18 protein-coding genes are annotated in these 18,804 nt (G+C 67.7%); 13 read left to right on the forward strand and 5 right to left on the reverse strand.

Annotated features, from left to right (window positions below; genetic code table 11):
• Window positions 1–10 precede the first annotated feature (10 nt).
• Window positions 11–1,168 carry a pyridoxal phosphate-dependent aminotransferase gene (locus HALNA_RS05895; protein WP_049935481.1) on the reverse strand — a complete coding sequence of 386 codons (1,158 nt, stop codon included), beginning with the start codon at window positions 1,166–1,168 and terminating at the stop codon, window positions 11–13.
• 81 nt (window positions 1,169–1,249) lie between these two features.
• Here HALNA_RS05895 and HALNA_RS05900 point away from each other — a divergent pair, with 81 nt between their 5' ends.
• On the forward strand, window positions 1,250–2,005 hold the full coding sequence (locus HALNA_RS05900; RefSeq protein ID WP_049935482.1) for a class I SAM-dependent methyltransferase: 756 nt from the start codon (window positions 1,250–1,252) through the stop codon (window positions 2,003–2,005).
• A gap of 248 nt (window positions 2,006–2,253) precedes the next feature.
• On the opposite strand, the gene HALNA_RS05905 is transcribed toward HALNA_RS05900, so the two are convergent.
• Entirely contained in the window at window positions 2,254–2,667 is a 414-nt protein-coding gene (locus HALNA_RS05905; protein WP_049935483.1) for an OsmC family protein, read from the reverse strand.
• Window positions 2,668–2,987: 320 nt separating this feature from the next.
• Here HALNA_RS05905 and HALNA_RS05910 point away from each other — a divergent pair, with 320 nt between their 5' ends.
• The 11 genes from HALNA_RS05910 to HALNA_RS05960 all read left to right on the forward strand — a co-directional run bounded on the left by HALNA_RS05910 (window position 2,988) and on the right by HALNA_RS05960 (window position 14,713).
• Window positions 2,988–4,385: a glycine cleavage T C-terminal barrel domain-containing protein gene (locus HALNA_RS05910; protein ID WP_049935484.1), complete on the forward strand. Its 1,398-nt coding sequence runs from the start codon at window positions 2,988–2,990 to the stop codon at window positions 4,383–4,385.
• A 293-nt stretch (window positions 4,386–4,678) separates the two neighbouring features.
• Window positions 4,679–6,790, forward strand: coding sequence for a methionine--tRNA ligase (metG, locus tag HALNA_RS05915; protein ID WP_049935485.1), 2,112 nt, complete (start codon window positions 4,679–4,681; stop codon window positions 6,788–6,790).
• Between the two features lie 43 nt (window positions 6,791–6,833).
• Entirely contained in the window at window positions 6,834–8,588 is a 1,755-nt protein-coding gene (pyk, locus tag HALNA_RS05920) for a pyruvate kinase (protein WP_049935486.1), read from the forward strand.
• Window positions 8,589–8,631: 43 nt separating this feature from the next.
• Window positions 8,632–8,832 carry a DUF7312 domain-containing protein gene (locus tag HALNA_RS05925; RefSeq protein ID WP_049935488.1) on the forward strand — a complete coding sequence of 67 codons (201 nt, stop codon included), beginning with the start codon at window positions 8,632–8,634 and terminating at the stop codon, window positions 8,830–8,832.
• Between the two features lie 139 nt (window positions 8,833–8,971).
• Complete coding sequence (locus HALNA_RS05930) at window positions 8,972–9,586, forward strand: NfeD family protein (protein ID WP_049935489.1); 615 nt, start codon at window positions 8,972–8,974, stop codon at window positions 9,584–9,586.
• A gap of 49 nt (window positions 9,587–9,635) precedes the next feature.
• Window positions 9,636–10,160, forward strand: coding sequence for a transcription factor (locus HALNA_RS05935; RefSeq protein WP_049935490.1), 525 nt, complete (start codon window positions 9,636–9,638; stop codon window positions 10,158–10,160).
• A complete protein-coding gene (locus HALNA_RS05940) occupies window positions 10,160–10,828 on the forward strand; it encodes a DUF2110 family protein (RefSeq protein ID WP_049935491.1) in 669 nt (222 codons plus the stop codon). The genes HALNA_RS05935 and HALNA_RS05940 overlap by 1 nt, the downstream gene beginning before the upstream one ends.
• A 3-nt stretch (window positions 10,829–10,831) precedes the next feature.
• The gene (locus tag HALNA_RS05945; RefSeq protein WP_049935492.1) at window positions 10,832–11,620 is read left to right on the forward strand and encodes a DUF5803 family protein; all 789 of its coding nucleotides are present in this window, start codon (window positions 10,832–10,834) and stop codon (window positions 11,618–11,620) included.
• A 48-nt stretch (window positions 11,621–11,668) separates the two neighbouring features.
• Complete coding sequence (locus HALNA_RS05950; protein ID WP_049935493.1) at window positions 11,669–12,352, forward strand: competence/damage-inducible protein A; 684 nt, start codon at window positions 11,669–11,671, stop codon at window positions 12,350–12,352.
• 190 nt (window positions 12,353–12,542) lie between these two features.
• On the forward strand, window positions 12,543–13,601 hold the full coding sequence (locus tag HALNA_RS05955) for an ATP-NAD kinase family protein (protein ID WP_049935494.1): 1,059 nt from the start codon (window positions 12,543–12,545) through the stop codon (window positions 13,599–13,601).
• A gap of 80 nt (window positions 13,602–13,681) precedes the next feature.
• Window positions 13,682–14,713 carry a phosphate signaling complex PhoU family protein gene (locus HALNA_RS05960; RefSeq protein ID WP_049935495.1) on the forward strand — a complete coding sequence of 344 codons (1,032 nt, stop codon included), beginning with the start codon at window positions 13,682–13,684 and terminating at the stop codon, window positions 14,711–14,713.
• Window positions 14,714–14,727: 14 nt separating this feature from the next.
• On the opposite strand, the gene HALNA_RS05965 is transcribed toward HALNA_RS05960, so the two are convergent.
• Window positions 14,728–15,912, reverse strand: a complete 1,185-nt coding sequence (locus tag HALNA_RS05965; RefSeq protein ID WP_049935496.1) for an LEA type 2 family protein — start codon at window positions 15,910–15,912, stop codon at window positions 14,728–14,730.
• Between the two features lie 113 nt (window positions 15,913–16,025).
• Here HALNA_RS05965 and HALNA_RS05970 point away from each other — a divergent pair, with 113 nt between their 5' ends.
• Complete coding sequence (locus HALNA_RS05970; RefSeq protein ID WP_049935497.1) at window positions 16,026–17,099, forward strand: phytoene/squalene synthase family protein; 1,074 nt, start codon at window positions 16,026–16,028, stop codon at window positions 17,097–17,099.
• Here HALNA_RS05970 and HALNA_RS05975 read toward each other — a convergent pair.
• Entirely contained in the window at window positions 17,096–17,365 is a 270-nt protein-coding gene (locus HALNA_RS05975; protein ID WP_049935499.1) for a hypothetical protein, read from the reverse strand. The two genes, HALNA_RS05970 and HALNA_RS05975, sit on opposite strands and share 4 nt — an antisense overlap.
• 2 nt (window positions 17,366–17,367) lie before the next feature.
• Window positions 17,368–18,756 (reverse strand): hypothetical protein, encoded by a 1,389-nt coding sequence (locus HALNA_RS05980; RefSeq protein ID WP_049935500.1) that lies wholly within the window; start codon window positions 18,754–18,756, stop codon window positions 17,368–17,370.
• Between the last annotated feature and the right edge of the window lie 48 nt (window positions 18,757–18,804).

Consider the following 18,804-nt stretch of genomic DNA (forward strand, 5'->3'; position numbering starts at 1 on the left):
CCGTCGCGGCCTACGCGTCCGCGATGGCGCGTTCGATGCGATCGAAGCCTTCTTCCAGGCGGTCGAGACTGTTGGCGAAGCTCAGGCGGAGCCAGCCCTCGCCGACGTCGCCGAATCCGTCGCCGGGGGCGAGGACGACGCCGTACTCCCGGAGGAGGTGTTCGGCCATCTCGAGACTCGAACCCGGCAAATCGGGGTCGAGGAAGGCGTAGAAGGCGCCCTCCGGCCGGGGGCCGGTCAGCCCGTCGATGTCGGCGACGCGGTCGACCACGTAGTCGCGGCGTTCGCGGAAGGCGTCGTACATCTCGGCGGCCGCGTCGTCACCGTCGGTGAGGGCGGCGATAGCGGCGTGTTGGCTCACGCTCGGCGCACACGACGTGGTCGACTCGCTGACTTTCGTCGCCTGATCGATTATATCCGTCGTCCCTGCGAGCCAGCCAACGCGCCACCCCGTCATGGCGTAACGCTTCGAACAGGAGTTGACCGTGAGGACGTTCTCGGGGTTGCCGGTCATGGCGGCGACGCTCGTGGGGTCGCGGTCGTAGGTGAGGCCGAGGTACACTTCGTCGGCGACGACGTAGGCGTCGTTCTCGGCGGCGGCGTCGACGACGGTTCGCACGGCCGCGGGGTCGAACGTCCGCCCCGTTGGGTTGTTGGGCGAACAGAGGATCACCAGAGCGGTGTCGGGACCGATGGCGTCGACGAGGCGGTCGGCGTCGAGGGCGAAGCCATCCGCGGCGGGCATGGGGACCGGACGGGGGACGCCGTCGGCCAGCCGTGCCTGTACCCAGTAGTTCGGGAAGCCCGGCGTCGGGAAGACCACCTCCTCGCCGGGCGAGACGGTGCTCACGGCGGCGAGGTGAAGCGCCTCCATCCCGCCGATCGAGACCATGATCTCGTCGGCGTCGACCCGGACGCCGTAGTCGTCGTCCATGTGGGCGGTGATCGCGTCGCGAAGCGCCGGGAGGCCGGCGTTGGTGGTGTAGCTGGTGTGGCCGGCACGCGCCGCCTCACAGGCCGCCTCGGTGACCGCCTCCGGCGTCTCGAAATCGGGGACACCCACTTCGAGTCGAACGAGGTCCCCGTCCATCCCCTCCGCGATGTCGAACATATAACGGATGCTGGAGCGGTCGACGTTGCGGACGCGGTCGGTGGGACCGAGAGTCATACTGGGCGGTCGCCCGGCGGTGCGAAAAGGGGTTCGATCCCCCCGTCAGCTACATCCCACGGCGCGGCCACACTGTGAGTGATGCGACTCCGACCGACCTACTTTTTCGGCGTCTACCACTGGCGCGAGCGGCTGTCACGGATCGCGCTCTCGGCGCTGCTGATCTGCGCGGCGGCCGCGGTCGTTCGGCGTGGTCGTCGGCTCGTCCGACTCGCCGCAGTCGCCGTCGGCCTCGGTGCGGCCTACCGCGGCGGCGACGCCGCCCGTCGCCTCCTCACGCCGCCCCCGTGGGCGCTCGACCGCGCGAAATACGACGGGCTGGCGTCGGTGCTTCCGCTCGACGATATCGACCGCCACCTCGACGTGGGCTGTGGCTCCGGCCGGTCGCTGGTCGGCCTGGCGCCCCACCTGCCAGACGGCTGTACGGTGGTCGGCCTCGACACCTTCGACGACCGGGTGATCCTCGGCAACGGCCCGGCGTTGGCGCGGCAAAACGGTGCCCGCGCGGGCGTCGATGTATCGCCCGTCGCCGGCGACGCCTCCCGCCTCCCCTTCGCCGACGGCCGCTTCGACGCCGTGACCGCCTGTCGGGTCGTCCACGACATTCCCGAGGATCGGCGGGCGGCGGCCGTCGACGAACTCCGGCGGGTGTGTGCCGACGACGGGGTCGTTGGCCTGCTGGAACTCCCGATCACGCCCGAGGGCGTCGACGATTACGAGGCGTACTGGCGGCGGTGTCTGGAGGATGCGGGGCTTCGCGTCGAGCGTGTGACACGGGTCGAGCGCCCACGGCGGCCGGGAAAGCCGTACGTCGCCATCGCCGCGACGCCGCGGTGAGTGGTCGACCGTTCGAACTGGGAGCGTCTCGCCGTTTCCGATACGGTTTCTTCTACGGTGGGCGCCAGGACGGTCCGGCGACCTATCGGTACACAGTCACGAGAGTCCGTCCGAGACCACGGCCCAGTTGAACCCCTCGATCGACGATCGGTTTCGGCGGCCGTGCTGACTACGGGGCGCGTACTCGACACGGGCAGAGCCGAACGCGGAGTCGGCTCACGTGACCGGCCGGCGATGTATCTATCCGTTCAGTCGAGTGTGACGCTGACTCCGGTCTCGTGTCCGACGTTGTCGGTGACCGGACACCGCTTTTCGACGGCCGAAAGCCACGCGTCGAGGTCGGCGTCGCCCTCCGTCTCGACCGAGAGGGATACGTCCAGTCCTTGTAACCCCGGACGGTCATCGGACTCCTTGCCCAGATACTTCGCGTAGTTCACGTCCCCTTCGACCGTCGCCTCGAGTGAGACGATGTCGATATCCATGTCGCGGGCGACCATCGTCCCGGTCGAGTTGAGACAGCCCAGGACGGATCCGAGGAGATACTCGACGGGATTTACGTCGTGTCCGACGACGAACTCCCCGTCTTCGGTCGTCACTCGGCTCCGGTGCGGACTGACACGCGACGCACTGACCTCGTAGTGGGTTAGTTTGGAATCGCCCATACGACTGTTTCTCCGTTGAATACGGTATAGTTTGGGACCGGGGAAGTGTTGACGACACTGAGCCGCCTCGAAGAGCGAGGACACGGGATCTCCCGCCCCTATATGAATGGGTTATACGAATAAGCTACAGAGACATACAGTCACCGATGTGCCATTCGGAGGGATGGCACGTACACACGATGACGGCGACCGAGCCAGAACTACCGAAGTACCGCTCTCCCTCTCCGAGGCAGTCGTCACTGCATTCGACGCCAGTCGGTGCAGGCGTCTCTGGACGACGGTAGTCGGCCATTGCGCTGGAGCACCGCAATAGATCAACAATGACGAGTAATCAACACCACCCGAACCACCCCAATATCGACCAATCGGATCGCACCGTTCCCAGAAATCTCCGTCAGACGGGCGACGCGGACGTCGACCTCCTGATATCGACCCGCGTTCGGCAGTCTCCGTTCTGGCACCTCTCCGTCGAGGCGGGGTGTCGGCAGGCGACGGTCTACAATCATATGTACCACCCGCGGGCGTATATCGACCCCGACGAGGGCGGGTTGGACGCCGAGTACGGTCTGTTGGTCGACGAGGTGACACTGATGGACGTCGCGGTCGAGCGCCAGATCCGTGTCCAGGGGCCCGACGCCGAGGCGTTCGTCAACTACGTCATCACGCGGGACGCGACCGAAATCGAGTCGATGCGTGGGAAGTACGCCATCTGCTGCAACCGGGACGGCGGTATCCTCAACGACTTCGTTCTGTTACGACTCGCCGCCGACGAGTTCTGGTTCTCGATCGCAGATGCCGACCTGAAACAGTGGCTGCAAGGGGTCACGGTCGACTCCGAGTTCGAGGTCGACATCGACGAGATCGACGTCTCGCCGATGCAAGTTCAGGGGCCGAAATCGCCTGCTGTGATGGAATCGCTCGTCGGAGACGTGATCGAGGACATCCCGTACTACGGACTGATGGAAGCCACGATCAACGACATCCCGGTGCTGGTGAGTCAGACCGGCTTTTCCGGAGAGGCGGGATTCGAGATATACGTCCGTGAGGCGACGAAAAACGCCGAAGCAGTGTGGAACCCGGTCCTCGAAACGGTCGAAGCCCACGGCGGTGGCGTGACGGGGATATCGCATCAACGACGGATCGCTGCCGGGATCATGTCGCTGGGACAGGACATGGACGACGAGACATCGCCGTTTCAGGTCAACCTCGGCTTTCAGATCCCCGACGACAAGGACGCGGACTACGTCGGTAAAACCGAACTGGAACGCCAGCAGGAAGCCATCGAGAACGGTGAGTTCCCGTTCACACACAAACTGGTCGGCCTGAAGATGGCCGGCGAACCGATCCGGGACTACGCCCCCGACTTCTGGCTCGTCTCGGATCCGGAGACCGGCGACGAGTGTGGCTACCTGACCTCGGCGTGGTGGAATCCGGAACTCGAGACCAATATCGGCCTCGGATTCGTGCCCGCCGAGAAACTGCAGGCCGCGACCGACGTTCCGCTCGACGACTCGGTGTACGACGCGGACGTGGATCTGGAGTTCGAAGTCCACCTCCCGGACGAGTTCGCCGAGGAGGCCGGCGAGCCAGTGTATGCGACGGTAGCGAAGGTTCCGTTCAAGCAGTCCGTCAATCCAAGCGCTCGCGAACAGGCCAAGATTCACGCCAGGGACGATATGAACGATTCGGAGTCCCGGTCGTCCGACAATCGAGAATAGATCCCGAACTCACGGACTGGCTACGTACGCATACCCGCGCCAGTCGTCGCGTCGGTCGGCACCTCGCCGATGGGCCACACGGATTTCCGGTGTTGCGATCGGTTCTCGGTCGCTCTCGCGGAGGCGTTCGACGACCTACCCCCCATCGGGCGTCGACGAGTAACGTTCCAACTGTCTGCACGTCCGATCGCGAGACTGCGTTCGATCGGGGCGTACACTGACTTACAGAGGCTACTACAATCGTCGCACGCCGAACCGGCGGGCTTTAGGGTCGCATCCTCCTGTGAACGCGTATGAGCCACGAGGAGTTCCCCACGGATCGGCCGGCGGTGGTGACCTGCGGGTTGCCCTATGCCAACGGCGACCTCCACATCGGGCACCTGCGGACGTACGTCGGCGGCGACACCTACGCTCGCGCCCTGCGCAAACTCGGGCAGAAGACGGCCTTCGTCTCGGGGTCGGATATGCACGGTACCCCCGTCGCGGTCAACGCCGAACAGGAGGGCGTCTCGCCGGAGACGTTCGCCCTGGAGTGGCACGAGACCTACGAGGCGACGTTTCCGAAGTTCGGCGTCGACTTCGACAACTACGGCCACACCCACGACGCGACGAACGTCGAGACGACGACCGACGTCGTCCGGACGCTGGAGGAGAACGGCCACGTCTACGAGAAGGAGATCATGGTGGCCTACGACCCCAAAGAGGAGCAGTCGCTCCCGGACCGCTACGTCGAGGGGACCTGTCCCTACTGCGGCGCCAAGGCACGCGGCGACGAGTGTGACGAGGGCTGTGGGCGCCACCTCGAACCCGGCGAAATCGAGGGCCCGGTGAGCACCATCACGGGCAACCCCGCCGAATACCGGGAACAGACCCACAAGTTCTTCCGCGTCTCGGCGTTCCAGGACTACCTCGCCGAGTTCATCGACCGCCTCGACGGCACGTCGAACGCGCGGAATCAGCCCCGTGAGTGGATCGAGGGGGAGCTCCGTGACTGGTGTATCACCCGCGATATGGACTGGGGGATCGACTATCCCGAAAGCGAGGAGTCAGGCTCCCCGGAAGACACACGGTCCGGTGATGGCGAGGGCGCGGACGACCTCGTCCTCTACGTCTGGGTCGACGCGCCCATCGAGTACATCTCCTCGACCAAGCAGTACACCGACCGGGTCGGCGCCGACGCGTACGACTGGGCGGAGACGTGGCGTGAAGGGGGAGAGATCGTCCACGTCATCGGCCGCGACATCATCCAGCACCACACGGTGTTCTGGCCCGCCATGTTGCGGGGAGCGGGCTACAGCGAACCCCGCGCGGTGATGGCAAGCGGGTTCATCACCCTGAATGGCAAGGGTTTCTCGACCTCCCGGAACCGTGCCGTCTGGGCCGACGAGTATCTCGACGAGGGGTTCGATCCCGACCTCCTGCGCTACTATCTCGTCACCAACGGCGGGTTCCAGCAGGACGTGGACTTCTCGTGGGAGCGCTTCCGCGAACGCGTCAACAACGAACTCGTGGGCACGGTCGGCAACTTCGCGTACCGCGCGCTGCTCTTTGCCCACCGGGAGTTCGGCGGGACGCCCGAGACACCCCTCTCCGACGAGGTGCGTGAACGCATCGAGGTGGCGCAGGCGGACTTCGCCGCGGCCGTCAACGACTACTCGGTTCGGGAGGCGGGCGACGCCGCCCGCGCCCTCGCGGGCTTTGGCAACGAGTATATCCAGCGCAACGAGCCGTGGAACCTCGTCGACGACGACCCGGAGCGGGCGGCGCAGGTGATCCGCGACTGCGTCCAGATAGCGAAGGCAGTCGCCGTCCTCTTCGCGCCGGTCGCCCCCGGCACCTGTGAGCGCCTGTGGTCACAGGTCGGCGGCGAGGGATCGGTCCACGACGTGACCGTCGACGCGGCGCTCGAATCGCCCGCTTCGGATCTCGACGAACCGAGCGAACTCTACGAGAAGATCCCCGAAGAGCGCGTCGAGGAACTGAACGCGAAACTGGAAGCGCGCGTCGCGGAGGCGGAGGCGGACACCGACGACGGGAGTGATTCGGACACGACGGAGACGGATATCGACTTCGACCCCATCGAATCCGACCGTATCGACTTCGAGACGTTCCAGGACCTCGACATCCGCGTCGGGGAGATCCTGGAGGCCGAGGGCATCGAGGGCGCGGACAAACTCGCCCGTCTCGTCGTCGACATCGGCGTCGAGGAGCGCCAGATCGTCGCGGGCATCAAACAGCTTCACGACCTCGACACGCTGCCGGGGACGCGCGTGATCGTGCTCGCCAACTTGGAGCAGGCGGAACTGTTCGGCGTCGAGTCGAACGGGATGGTGCTGGCGGCGGGCGAGGCGGCCGACCTGCTGACGACGGTCGGCGACGCGGTGCCGGGCGAGCGGGTTCGATAGCCGCGTCGCCCGCCTTTTTCACCCACCCCGTCGAAGGGCGGATATGCGACGTGCGAAAATCGTCTGTACGTTGGGCCCCGCGTCCGACGACAGGCACACGATCCGCGAACTCGCGGACGCCGGGATGGCCGTCGCCCGACTCAACGCGAGCCACGGCACCCACGAGGACCGCGCGGCGGTGATCGAGCGCGTCCACGATGTGGACGCCGCCACCGACGATCCGCTCGCGTCGATGCTCGACCTCCAGGGACCGGAGGTCCGAACAGCAGACATCGACGAGCCGATCGACCTGCCGGCCGAGTCGACCGTCCGGTTCGTCGAGGGCGATACGGCGACCCCCGAGGAGGTCGGCCTCTCCTACCCCATCGCCGCCGTCGAACCGGGCGACCGTGTCCTCCTCGACGACGGCCGGATCGAGACGACCGTCGAATCGGTCGACGGCGAAACGGTGACCGCCCGGGTCGTCTCCGGCGGCGAGTTGGGGAGCCGCAAAGGAGTCAACATCCCCGGCGTCGACCTCGACCTCGAGGTGGTGACCGACCGCGACCGGCGGGACATCGAGGTGGCGGTCGAGGGCGACGCCGACTTCGTGGCGGCGAGTTTCGTCCGCGACGCCGACGATGTCTACGCGGTCACCGACGCCATCGAGAACGCGGGCGGCGACATCCCGATCGTCTCGAAGATCGAGCGGGCGGGTGCGGTGGAGAACATCGACGAAATCATCGAAGCGTCCTACGGCGTGATGGTCGCCCGCGGTGACCTCGGGGTGGAGTGTCCGCTCGAACACGTCCCGATGGTACAGAAGCGGATCATCCAGGGCGCACAGGACGCGGGCGTTCCGGTCATCACGGCGACCGAGATGCTGGATTCGATGGTCCACTCGCGGCGGCCGACGCGGGCCGAAGCCTCCGACGTGGCCAACGCCGTCCTCGACGGGACGGACGCGGTGATGCTCTCGGGTGAGACGGCCATCGGCGACCACCCGGTTCGCGTCGTCGAGACGATGGATCGCATCGTCCGCGAGGTGGAGGGAAGCGAGGAGTACGCCGAGACGCGGGAGGGTCGGGTACCGCCGGCGGCAGCAGGATCACAGACGGAGGCGCTGGCGCGGGCGGCCCGGTTTCTCGCCCGCGACCTGGGCGCTGCGGCCATCGTCGCCGTCTCGGAGTCGGGATATACGGCGCGGACGACGGCGAAGTTCCGTCCCGGCGTGCCGGTGGTGGCGACGACACCGCGGGATCGGGTGCGCCGGCAACTCGCGCTCTCGTGGGGCGTCGACGCCCAGTACGCCGCCTATCGCGAGGACATCGAGGGGATGATCGACGCGGCGGTCGACACCGCCATCGCGGCCGGCGCGGCCGAGAGCGGCGACACCGTGGTCGTGCTCTCGGGGATGATGACCGAGCTCGAGGGGACGAACACCACGAATATGCTGAAAGTCCACATCGCCTCGGAGACGGTGGCGACGGGGCGAAGCGTCGCGCGCGGTCGGGTGTCCGGCCCCGTCTTCCGTTGCCCGGACGGCGACCTCTCCGAGGCGCCGTCGGGGGCCGTCGTCGTCCTCCCGGCCACCTTCGACGGGGAGTTCGTCGGCGACACCGGCCGGATCGGCGGCATCGTCGACGCCCGGCCGGGGATGACGAGTTACGCGGCGCTGGTGGCGCGGGAGCGCGGCGTGCCGATGATCAGCGGTGCGCCCCTGCCGGACGACGTGGTCGAGGGCGCGACGGTGACGTTGCACGCCGACCGGGGCGTCGTCTACGAGGGCGACGTGACGCCGCGGGAACACCAGCGGTAGCCAGGCCGGTATCCCTTTCCGTCGTTACCCCCTACCGACGCCTATGAGTGCGCTGTCCGACGACGAACGCGACGACGACGAGTCGCCCTGGCGGTTCGCCCTCGACGAGGTCGGCGAAGACGCCGAGAAACCGGAGTCGGAGGTCATCGAGCCCGAACGGCTGGAACTGGAGCACGTCGCCTTCGTCCTTCTCGGCGTTGCGCTCTCGGCGTTTGCCTTCTACGCCGCGTTCGGCAGCCTGTGAGATATAGTAGCGTCTGGACCTGTTTGCACAGCCGATCGCAAGACTGCGTCCGATCGGCTGTGCAATGACTTACGAACGCTACTATAGCCGTCGGGACCGCGGCCGACAGTATAAACGCCTCCGGCCCAAACGTCGGCGCATGGCCGTATCGACGGGCGCCCTCCAGATGGGGTTGGGACTCGGGCCGGAGACGCTGCCCCTCCTGCTGATCGTGGCCGGATTAGGACTCTCCATCGCCGAGGCGATGGCCCCCGGTGCCCACTTCGCGGTTCTCGGGGTGGCCTTGCTCGCTGCGGGCATCGTCGGCTTCCTCCTCGGGCCGCTGGCCGGGCCGCTCGTCCTCGCGGCGCTCGTCCTCTTCTTCGGGAGCCTCGCGCTCGTTGGCTACCGGCGGTTCGACTTCTACGGCGACGCGGGCGCGGGGCAGACGAGCGATTCGGCGTCGCTCCGCGGCCGCACGGGCCGGGTGACCGAGCGGGTCACCCCACAGTCCGGCGGCGTCAAACTCGACCGCGGTGGGTTCAATCCCAACTACGCTGCCCGCTCCATCGACGGCGAGATTCCCGTCGGGACCGAGGTACTGGTGGTCGACCCCGGCGGCGGCAACGTGTTGACCGTCACGTCCTTAGAGGACGTGCAAGACGACATCGACGCGGAACTGGCGCGGGGGCGGGCGGCGATGGACGCCGAGACGGAGGGCGACGAGTCGACCGGCTCCGACCCCACACGCGAGGACGAACCGGAGCGGGCGTAGCGCCCCCGCACCGTGGCGTTTAAATCGCGGCCGCTCCGAACGGACCACAATGGCTTTTGAGGAGCTGCTGAGCGATCCGGTGATCCAGAAGTACCTCCACGAACTCGTCGGACCGACGGGGATGCCGGTCGCGGCCGCGCCGCCGGACGGGGAGGTGACGGACGAGGAACTCGCCGAGGAACTGGGCCTGGAGCTCAACGACGTGCGCCGCGCCCTCTTTATCCTCTACGAGAACGACCTCGCCAGCTACCGCCGCGTCCGCGACGAGGACTCGGGGTGGCTCACGTACCTCTGGACGTTCGAGTACGAGAACATCCCGGAGAACTTAGAGGAGGAGATGTACCGCCTGCTCGACGCCTTAGAGGAGCGACTGGAGTACGAACGGACCCACGAGTTCTACCTTTCGGAACCGGCGGGCATCCGCTTCGAGTTCAGCGAGGCCATGGAGTTCGACTTCCAGTGTCCGGAGACGGGCGCCCCGCTCGAACCGATGGAGAACGACGACCTCATCGAGGCGACCGAACGCCGCATCGAGGAGCTTCGGAACGAGCTCAACGTGGAAATCACCCGCTGATGGTCGTCCTCGCAACCAAATGTTACGTCGAGGGGTCGGCTCGGGAACGGGCACTCGACGGGATGAACGCCCTCGTCGACAACGCCATCGGCGGCCTCGACGTGGAGTGGGAGGTCGGCGTCCGCCACGACGACTTCGTCTCGGTGACGGTCACCGGCGACGACGCGGTGGTCGCCCGCAACGTCCTGGGCGAGGAGTGGGGCGAGATCGGCACCGGGTTCGAGGACGGCGAACTCTACGTCGGCACGCTCGAGTCGTGGGACGAGAACGGGTTCGTCCTCGACGCGGGCGAGCGGGTTCGGATTCCGGCCGACGAGTTGGGGCTCGGGCCGGGGTCGCCGTCACAGATCCGGGATCGGTTCGGCCTCGTCCAGCATCTGCCCCTCCGGTTCGTCGCGGGCGAGCCGCCACGACTGGCGGACGCGGAGCGCGACCGCCTCTTCGAGTGGACACGAAGCGACAACGGACGCCTGAACGTCAACAGCGCGACCCGGGGCGAAGTGCGGGCGACGCTGAATCGCGCGGGTCACGCCCGCGATATCGTCACCGTCGAACGGCTGGGCTTGCTCGAACAGAGCGTCGTCTGCGCGGAGGGCACCGACCCGCCGGGCTTGCTCGCCAGCGTCGGCGAATACTTGCCCGCGGAGCTCAAATGTGTCATTCCCTGAGTGATGAACCGTCGGTACCTGCTCCCCCTCGCGCTCGTGGCGCTCGTTCTCACCTCCGGCTGTCTGGGCTTTTTCGGCTCGCAGTCGGTTTCCGGCGACCGGCTCGACGAAGACCCGCCCGAACCGTACGTCTGGGACAGCGGCGTGAACGCCCACATCACGATCACGGAGAACGCACGGTTTCAGGCGGTCTATCGACTGAATCGCTCGTCGGTCGAGCTGTTCCGCCGCGACGGCTTCGGCGGCCGTAACTCCATTCCCGTCTCGGCGGTGCGCTATCGCTACCCCAACGGGACGGTCATCTCCGGCACCGAGCTTCGAGCACGCGGCGGCGCCGTCGACCGCTCGCGTTCGCGGGTGTCGGTCACCCTCCCGTCGGGCGCCGAGGGTGGAAAACTCGCGTTCACCTCCTCCAGTACGCCCAAGCGGTTCAGCCTCCCGACGTTCGTCAACGGCTCCTACGCGGTCGTATTGCCGCCGAACCGCCGCGTCGAGGTGTTCCCATTCGGGAAGGTCAACCCCGGCGGCTACACGGTCGAGAGCGACGGTGACCGGCGGATCATCCGGTGGGACAGCGTCGAAACCGACTCCATCTCCGTCCAGTTCTACCTCCAGCGCGACCTGTTCATCTTCGGCGGTGCCGCGGCCGTCCTCGCTGCCGTCGGCGCCGGGGGCCTCTTTTATTACAAGCGCCGGATCGAGGCGCTCCGCGAGCGACGCGAGGAACTCGGCCTCGACGTCGACACCGAGGACGACGAGTTCAGCGACGACCCGCCGCCTGGGATGGGGTAGCCCCCACGGGACGCGACTGTTTTCAACCCGGCCCCCCTACCCGTTCGCATGCGAGTTGCGGTCGTCACCGTCGGCGACGAACTGCTGTCCGGGGACACGGTCGACACGAACGCCGCGTGGCTGTGTGACCGCCTCGACGAGCGTGGCGTGTCGGTCGAGCGAGTCACGACCGTCCCGGATCGGGTCGCCGACATCGCCCGCGTGGTCAACGAGTACCGCGCCGAGTACGACGCGGTGATCGTCACCGGCGGCGTCGGGCCGACACACGACGACGTGACGATGGACGGCGTCGCCGCGGCGTTCGGGCGCGAGGTGGTCCCCAACGCGGACGCGGAGGCGTGGCTCGACGACCACGGCGACTACGCCGTCGCCGACCTCACGGCGGGGACGACCCACCTCCCTGCGGGGGCGCGGATGCTCCCGAACCCCGAGGGGGTAGCGCCCGGCGCGGTCGTCGAGAGCGTCTACGTCATGCCCGGTGTGCCGACGGAGATGAAGGGAATGTTCGAGACGGTGATCGGGGAGTTCGAGGGCGACCCGACCTACGTCGAGGAGGTGCGGACGAGCGAACCGGAGAGCGCGCTGCTGGACCGGATCGAGGCCGTGCGCGAGGCGTTCGACGTGACGATCGGGAGCTATCCGGGCGAGGAGGTGCGGCTGAAAGTGATGGCCGCGGACGCGGAGACGGCGGCGGCGGCGGCCGCGTGGCTCCGCGACCGGGTCGACGCCTAACGGTTCAGATACAGCAGCCAGAGGACGGTGACGAGGAGGCTGACGAGCAACACGACGGCGCCGGTTTCCGCGATGGGGAGGGGTTCCCCGGACTGAAGCGGGAGCATACGCGCCCCTATCGGCGGCAGTCGCTTAAGTGTTGATTCCCGCGAGCCGCGACCCTTTTCACCGCGCCCGCGTAGCCACACGCATGCGACTCGGGTTCGTAGTCAACCCCATCGCCGGCATGGGCGGACGGGTCGGCCTCAAAGGCACCGACGACAAGGTCGAGGAGGCACGCGCCCGCGGTGCGACGCCACGCTCGCCGCCCCGCGCCGAGCGTGCCCTCGCGGCCATCCGGGAACGACTCCCCGACGTGACGCTGTTGACCTGGGGCGAGCCGATGGGGGCGACGCTCGCGCGCGAGGCGGGGTTCGATCCCGAGGTGCTCGGTCATCCCGAGGGCGACGAGACGACGGCGGCCGACACCCGCGCGGCCGTGTCGGCCTTCCTCGATGCCGAGGCCGACCTGATCTCGTTCGTCGGCGGCGACGGCACCGCCGCCGACGTGGCCGACGCCCTCGAAGGAACCGACACGCCGATGCTGGGGATTCCCGGCGGCGTGAAGGTGTACTCCTCGGTCTTTGCCGTCTCGCCGGAGGACGCCGCGGACGTGTTGGCCTCCTTCGAGCGGACCGAGCGCCGGGAGGTCATGGACATCGACGAGGACGAGTACCGCGAGGGGTCGGTGATCCCCGAACTCCGGGCCGTGGCGTGGGTGCCGGTTGGCGAGGACCTGCAGTCGTCGAAACAGACCGGGAGCGGGAACGTCGAGGCGGTGGCCGAAGGGGTCGCCGCGGAGGTGGAGTCGGGCGTCACGTACGTCCTCGGTCCGGGGAGTACGGTCGGTGCGGTCAAGGAAGCGCTGGGCTTTGCGGGGTCGCCCCTCGGCGTCGACGTCTGGCGCGACGGCGCAGTGCTCGCCCGCGACGCGACGGAGGCGGAGATTCTGGACGCCCTCGGCGACCGGAACGTCATCGTCGTCTCGCCCATCGGCGGGCAGGGGTTCATCTTCGGCCGCGGGAACCCACAACTCTCGCCGGCGGTGATCCGTCAGTGCGAGGTTCAAGTGGTCGCCTCGCGGTCGAAACTCGACGACATCGGGGCGCTCCGGGTCGACACCGACGACCCGGAACTCGACGCCGACCTCCGTGGCTGGACGCGGGTCCGGGTCGGCCGTTTCGAGTCCCGGCTGTTGGAAGTTCGGTAAAACCGCCACACCTCAACATCATTCATGAGGTATAATGACGCATAGTCAAGATTAAGGTCGCTGGAACAGATACGTGTGGTATGGAAACACGCAAAGTGCAACGGTTGGGCCCTTCGACGCTGGCGATGACCCTCCCAGCCGAGTGGGCCAAGGAACACGACGTCGAGAAGGGCGACGAGGTGTCCCTTCGGATGGGCGGAAAGGGGACGCTGACGGTCCTCCCCGAGTCGGCGAGTACGGAGGGGGCAACGGCGACGATTCACGCCGACAACCTCGACTCCCGGGCGCTCGAACGCGCCATCGTCGCCCAGTACGTCCTTGGCCGGCGCGTCATCCACATCGAGAAGTCGGAGGGCGCCCTCGACAGCGAACACATCAACGCCGTCTACCGCGCGGAGACGCAGTTGATGGGTCTCGGAGTCATCGAGGAGACGCCCGAACGCATCGCTATCCGGTGTTCGGTCGATCCCGAGGACTTCACGCTCGACAACCTCCTCGAACGCCTCGAAAACACGGGGAGTACGATGCGTGGCGAGTCGATCAAGGCGATCGCCCACGGTAACGCCGATCTGGCCGAACGGGCGCTGAACCGCGAACGGCAGGCGAACAAGATTTTCGTCCTCCTCCTGCGACTGATTTTCATGGCCTATCAGAACCCCAACCTCGCGCGGGCGGTCGGCCTCGAATCCGGGTTTCCCCTCATCGGCTACCGCTCCGTCGCGAAGAACCTCGAACTCACCGCCGACAACGCCGAGGACATCGGAAACATCGCGCTGGACGCCACGAACAACACCCTCGACGTCGACGGGTCGACGATGCGACGCATCCGCGAGTTCACGGATCAGGTCGACGAGATTACCGTCACGGCGGTCGAGGCGGTCGTCGAACGCGACTACGACAAGGCCATCGCCGTCGGACGGATGTACGAGGAGATCACCGACCGCGAGATGGAACTGATCCGGAGCCTCCCGGATATGCCGAAAGTCGAACTCCTGCGGACGCGGGAGGTACTCGTGAGCCTCCAGCAGACCGCGCAGTATGCGATGCGAAACGCCGAAATCGCGGCGAACCTCGCGCTCAACGAGGAATCCGACCACGTCACGATCGAGTAGCCCCGTTTCGACTGCTATCGAACCGGCGCGTCCGGCACCGTTCGGCCCGGCCCCCGGATGGAGAGCAGACCGCCGTCGTCGGTGGGAGTCGGCGTCGGCGTCGGCGTCGCGGTCCCGTCGTCGCTCGGTGTGGCTGTCGGCGTCGTCGTTCCGTCGTCACCGTCGAGGAGGCCGTCGTCGTCGGTGGGTGTCGGCGTGGGCGTTGGCGTCCCTGCCGGCGTCTCGGTCCCATCACTCTCCGCTCCCGATCCGTCGTCGGGCTTGTTGTCGAAGATGTCCGTCTCGATGGTTCGGGTGTAAGCCAGCGGATCGAGCGGCACCTCGATCGTCCCCGTCGGGAGTCCGAACCGCGCCGAGAAGTCGATACGGAGGTCGGTCGTCTGGTCGTTCTGCAGGTGGCTCACCCACCACTCGTCGATGTGCTGGTTGTCCAAGGTCGTCGTCGCCTCGATGCTCCGGGTTTCACCCGGCGGAATCACGCCCTGATCTTCGGTCGTTCCCGACCCCATCTCGATCCCGTTCATCGTCGCCCGGTAGCCGAGTTCGGAGACGGGAATCGGGTAGGCGTTGGGGTTGTAGACGACGAATCGCATGTCGATGTTCGTCTCCGCGGCGCTCACCTCCCCCCACTGCGCGCTGGTCTCGCGGATGACGAGGAGGGGGCCGCCGGTCGGCGACGAGCCGACGGGACGCTCCTCCGTGGAGTTGAACGCGGAGATGATGTCCGTCTCGATCTCCCGGGTCACCTTCGGGGCGCCGAAGGAGGTGCCGAGCGCCGCGGAGTGTACGTCGGCGTTGATGGCCAGGGTCGTCCGCTCGCCGTTGCGGACGTGGCTCACCCACCAGGTCGGGATGCGTTCGTTCGCGAGGCGGGTCGACATCGGGACCGTCGACTGCCCCTGTGGGATCGAGAGGCCGCGTTTCGTCCCCGTCGCCATCCGGATGCCGTTCATGTCGATGGCGTAGTCGACGGTGAGACCGCCCAGCGTGGCGCCGACGGGGTTCGGATTCCGAACCTGCAGGTCGCTCTCGACGATGGTTGCCGTCTCGTTGACGGCGCCGAAGCGGTTGTCGACGCCGGCGACGGACGGTTGGCTGAAAACGAAGACGGCGACCCCCGCGGTGAGGATCAGGGCGACGGCGGCCAGCGTCACCGCTCGTCTCGTCGTCGACACGAGCCAGCGGAGCCGGGAGAACATATCGGCCCGACGGGTGTCGGGGAGATACGGTTTGTGGCTCGGCGACGGCCGCTTCGCCCGAAATCGCCCACGAGACTTTTTAACCCCTCGGTCGTAACCCGCAACCGCTCCGAATGTCTCGACACGCAGCTAGACCGCCCGGTGACCGGGCCGACCTCGACTGGTGTCACGAGGCGGTGCAGGGCGTCTCCCGAACGTTCGCCTTGACCGTCGACGTGCTCGACGAACCGATGGCGTCGTACATCTGTATCGGCTACCTCCTCTGTCGCGTTCCCGACACCATCGAGGATGCGGACCACATTCCCCCGGCCGACCAGGCCCGTCTCCTCCGCGAGTACGACCGGGTGCTCGATCCGGACGCCGACGCCGACGCCGACGACTTCCGGGCGTCGGTCGACGAGTGGCTCCCCGACCCGGACGAGCGATCGGAGGACTGGACCGTCGTCGCCAGCACGCCTCGGGTCGTCCGTACCTTCGAGGCCCTTCCCGCGGACGTGCGCGCGGCGGTGACGCCACCCGCCCGCGAACTCGTCCAGGGGATGGCGATGTTCGTCGAGCGCTACGCCGACGAGGGCGGACTCCGCATCCAGTCCCGCGAGGAACTGGAGGAGTACTGTTACTACGCCGCCGGCACCGTCGGCAACCTGGTCACTAACCTGCTGGCGCGGGGCGACCTGAGCGACGGGCGCCGCGCCCGACTCTACGACACCGCCGAGGAGTTCGGCCTCCTGTTGCAACTGGTCAACGTCGCCAAGGACGTCTACGACGACTACACCGAGGAGGACAACGTCTACCTGCCCGCCGAGTGGTTGGCCGCCGAGGGCGTCCCGCAGGACGAGGTGCTCGCCCCCGAACACGAGTCGGGTGCGGCCGCCGTCGTCCGGCGCACCGCCCGCCACGCACGCTCCTTCCTCGACGACGCCCAGACGTATCTGGAGACGGTGCCGACGACCGACGGCAACACCGTCGCGGCGTGGGCCATTCCCTTCCTGCTCGCGGTCGGGACGCTCCGCGAACTCCTCGCGCGCCCCGAGGACGCCCTCTCCTCGACCGGCGTCAAAATTTCGCGCCAAGAGGTGTTCGCCGTCGTCACCGAGATGACGGGTGCCTCCTCCGGTTCGCTCGCCGACCTCCGGGAGGATATCGCGGGCCAGCCGTACCACCGGACGCGTGGCTCCGCCGACTAGGTCACCACCGCGTACGTCATCAGGAAGCCGAAGTAGATAGCCACCAGCCCAGCGAGCGCGAGGAGTCTGAACCGACGGAGCTCCGCGACTTCCTCTTCCAGTGCCGTCTCGTACGCCGCCCGTTCCGTCTCGGACAGCGTGTCCTCGTGGTCGAGGCCACGGTGAAGCGCCAGATGCGTCTCGTCGGCGAACGGCCGCCCGCAACGGTCACAGACGACGGGCGTTTCGTCGGCCGGCACGTCCGTCTCGGGGGTTGGTTCCGTCATGATCAGGAGGCGATGAAAGGCGGTGCGACGTACGGTTCGGTGACGATCCAGAGGCTGAGCATGGTGTACCCGACCATGACGGCGGTGACGCCGTACTGGCTCCGGACGGCCTGTAAGCGCGACGGAAAGAGGTCGTAGGCGGTGGCGTGGGCGACCCAGACGGCGAGCAGGTGGCCGAGGAGGACGAACGCGAGTTCGAGGCCGCCGAACCAGGCGGGGAGGCCGGCTAGCTGTGGCGGCGACGGCGGCGGGGCGAGTGGCGACGCGGCGACGGCGGCGACCGTCGGCGAGAGTACGAGCACCGTCCCGAGGTTGTGCGCGAGGTGGTAGCCGGCGGCGATGGGAAGTAGCGACGGCGCGAAGCGGCGGGCGAGATACGTCGTGGAGAGGTACGTATCCGCGCGCCGACGCCCGAGGCGGGCCGACGCCCGGTAGGCGAGATAGAAGCCGGCGACGCCGACGAGGTACGCACCGAGGTAGACCAGTAGCGGCGGGACGCCGACGCCGACGGCGGCGCGAACGCCGCCCGCCCACGGGCCGGTGGCAACGAAGCCGTCGTAGGTCGTGACAAAGAGGAGGGTGACGACGAAGGCCACGTCGTCGCGGCCGTCGAGAATCGTCCCGGGGAGCGCGCCGCCGGGGAGGCGCAGGCGGAGCCGACCGTCCTCGACCCCGACGGGGGCGAGGTGGCCGTAGAACCGGAAGACGCGCGCTAGGGGGTCGACGTGTTCGAACCAGCTGTCGGGGCCGACGACGACGGCGCCGGCGACGGTGACGACGGTGTACGCCCCGAGCACCGCCGCGAGCAACCGCGGGTCGTCGGCCAGGGGGGTCACGACTTCGATCCAAACGAGGAGGAGGAGGCCGGCGACGCTCGGCCACGCGCCGAGACGGTCGGGGTAGGGGCGGTCGAGCGACGGGAGCGCCTCGGCGAGCGTCCGGAAGGGGTTGAGCGTCGGCCAGGTGTTCCCGAAGAGGTACGTCGAGGCGACGTAGCCGCCCCACCAGACGACCCAGACGACGAGGATGGCGAGGTTTCGGACGCCGTCGGTGCGGTCGAGGGCCCCGACGAGGAGTGTCAGGGCCAAGACGCCCACGGCGGCGAGGCGGACGAGCACGCTGAGGACGCGCCCGGGGTCGGGGAGCGACCGCCCCCAGTCGTGGACGGCGTCGACGAGGCGGCGGTCGGTGACGAAGCTGGCGAGCAGGAACGAGACGCCGACGACGCCGCCGCCGGTGAGCAAGAAGAGCCACATCGGGACGGCGATCGGATCGCGCGTCGCGCGGAGGCTCCCGCTGTGGGCGGCGGCCACCCCGGCCCACGCCGAGAGGCCCAGGGTGGCGGCGAGGGCGAGTCGCATCGCCCGCCGACTGCGGGGGACCGGGACCATTATCCCTCGCTTGGGGCGTCCCCGAGGAGTAGCTTCCGGAACCGACTC

The organism is Haloplanus natans DSM 17983, assembly GCF_000427685.1.
Classification (GTDB): Archaea; Halobacteriota; Halobacteria; order Halobacteriales; family Haloferacaceae; genus Haloplanus; species Haloplanus natans.

Excerpts from the sequence above, each read along its gene's own strand:
- HALNA_RS05895 (WP_049935481.1), bottom strand. The coding sequence starts at position 1,168 with ATGACTCTCGGTCCCACCGACCGCGTCCGCAACGTCGACCGCTCCAGC.
- HALNA_RS05900 (WP_049935482.1), top strand. The coding sequence starts at position 1,250 with ATGCGACTCCGACCGACCTACTTTTTCGGCGTCTACCACTGGCGCGAG.
- HALNA_RS05905 (WP_049935483.1), bottom strand. The coding sequence starts at position 2,667 with ATGGGCGATTCCAAACTAACCCACTACGAGGTCAGTGCGTCGCGTGTC.
- HALNA_RS05910 (WP_049935484.1), top strand. The coding sequence starts at position 2,988 with ATGACGAGTAATCAACACCACCCGAACCACCCCAATATCGACCAATCG.
- metG (WP_049935485.1), top strand. The coding sequence starts at position 4,679 with ATGAGCCACGAGGAGTTCCCCACGGATCGGCCGGCGGTGGTGACCTGC.
- pyk (WP_049935486.1), top strand. The coding sequence starts at position 6,834 with ATGCGACGTGCGAAAATCGTCTGTACGTTGGGCCCCGCGTCCGACGAC.
- HALNA_RS05925 (WP_049935488.1), top strand. The coding sequence starts at position 8,632 with ATGAGTGCGCTGTCCGACGACGAACGCGACGACGACGAGTCGCCCTGG.
- HALNA_RS05930 (WP_049935489.1), top strand. The coding sequence starts at position 8,972 with ATGGCCGTATCGACGGGCGCCCTCCAGATGGGGTTGGGACTCGGGCCG.
- HALNA_RS05935 (WP_049935490.1), top strand. The coding sequence starts at position 9,636 with ATGGCTTTTGAGGAGCTGCTGAGCGATCCGGTGATCCAGAAGTACCTC.
- HALNA_RS05940 (WP_049935491.1), top strand. The coding sequence starts at position 10,160 with ATGGTCGTCCTCGCAACCAAATGTTACGTCGAGGGGTCGGCTCGGGAA.
- HALNA_RS05945 (WP_049935492.1), top strand. The coding sequence starts at position 10,832 with ATGAACCGTCGGTACCTGCTCCCCCTCGCGCTCGTGGCGCTCGTTCTC.
- HALNA_RS05950 (WP_049935493.1), top strand. The coding sequence starts at position 11,669 with ATGCGAGTTGCGGTCGTCACCGTCGGCGACGAACTGCTGTCCGGGGAC.
- HALNA_RS05955 (WP_049935494.1), top strand. The coding sequence starts at position 12,543 with ATGCGACTCGGGTTCGTAGTCAACCCCATCGCCGGCATGGGCGGACGG.
- HALNA_RS05960 (WP_049935495.1), top strand. The coding sequence starts at position 13,682 with ATGGAAACACGCAAAGTGCAACGGTTGGGCCCTTCGACGCTGGCGATG.
- HALNA_RS05965 (WP_049935496.1), bottom strand. The coding sequence starts at position 15,912 with ATGTTCTCCCGGCTCCGCTGGCTCGTGTCGACGACGAGACGAGCGGTG.
- HALNA_RS05970 (WP_049935497.1), top strand. The coding sequence starts at position 16,026 with ATGTCTCGACACGCAGCTAGACCGCCCGGTGACCGGGCCGACCTCGAC.
- HALNA_RS05975 (WP_049935499.1), bottom strand. The coding sequence starts at position 17,365 with ATGACGGAACCAACCCCCGAGACGGACGTGCCGGCCGACGAAACGCCC.
- HALNA_RS05980 (WP_049935500.1), bottom strand. The coding sequence starts at position 18,756 with ATGGTCCCGGTCCCCCGCAGTCGGCGGGCGATGCGACTCGCCCTCGCC.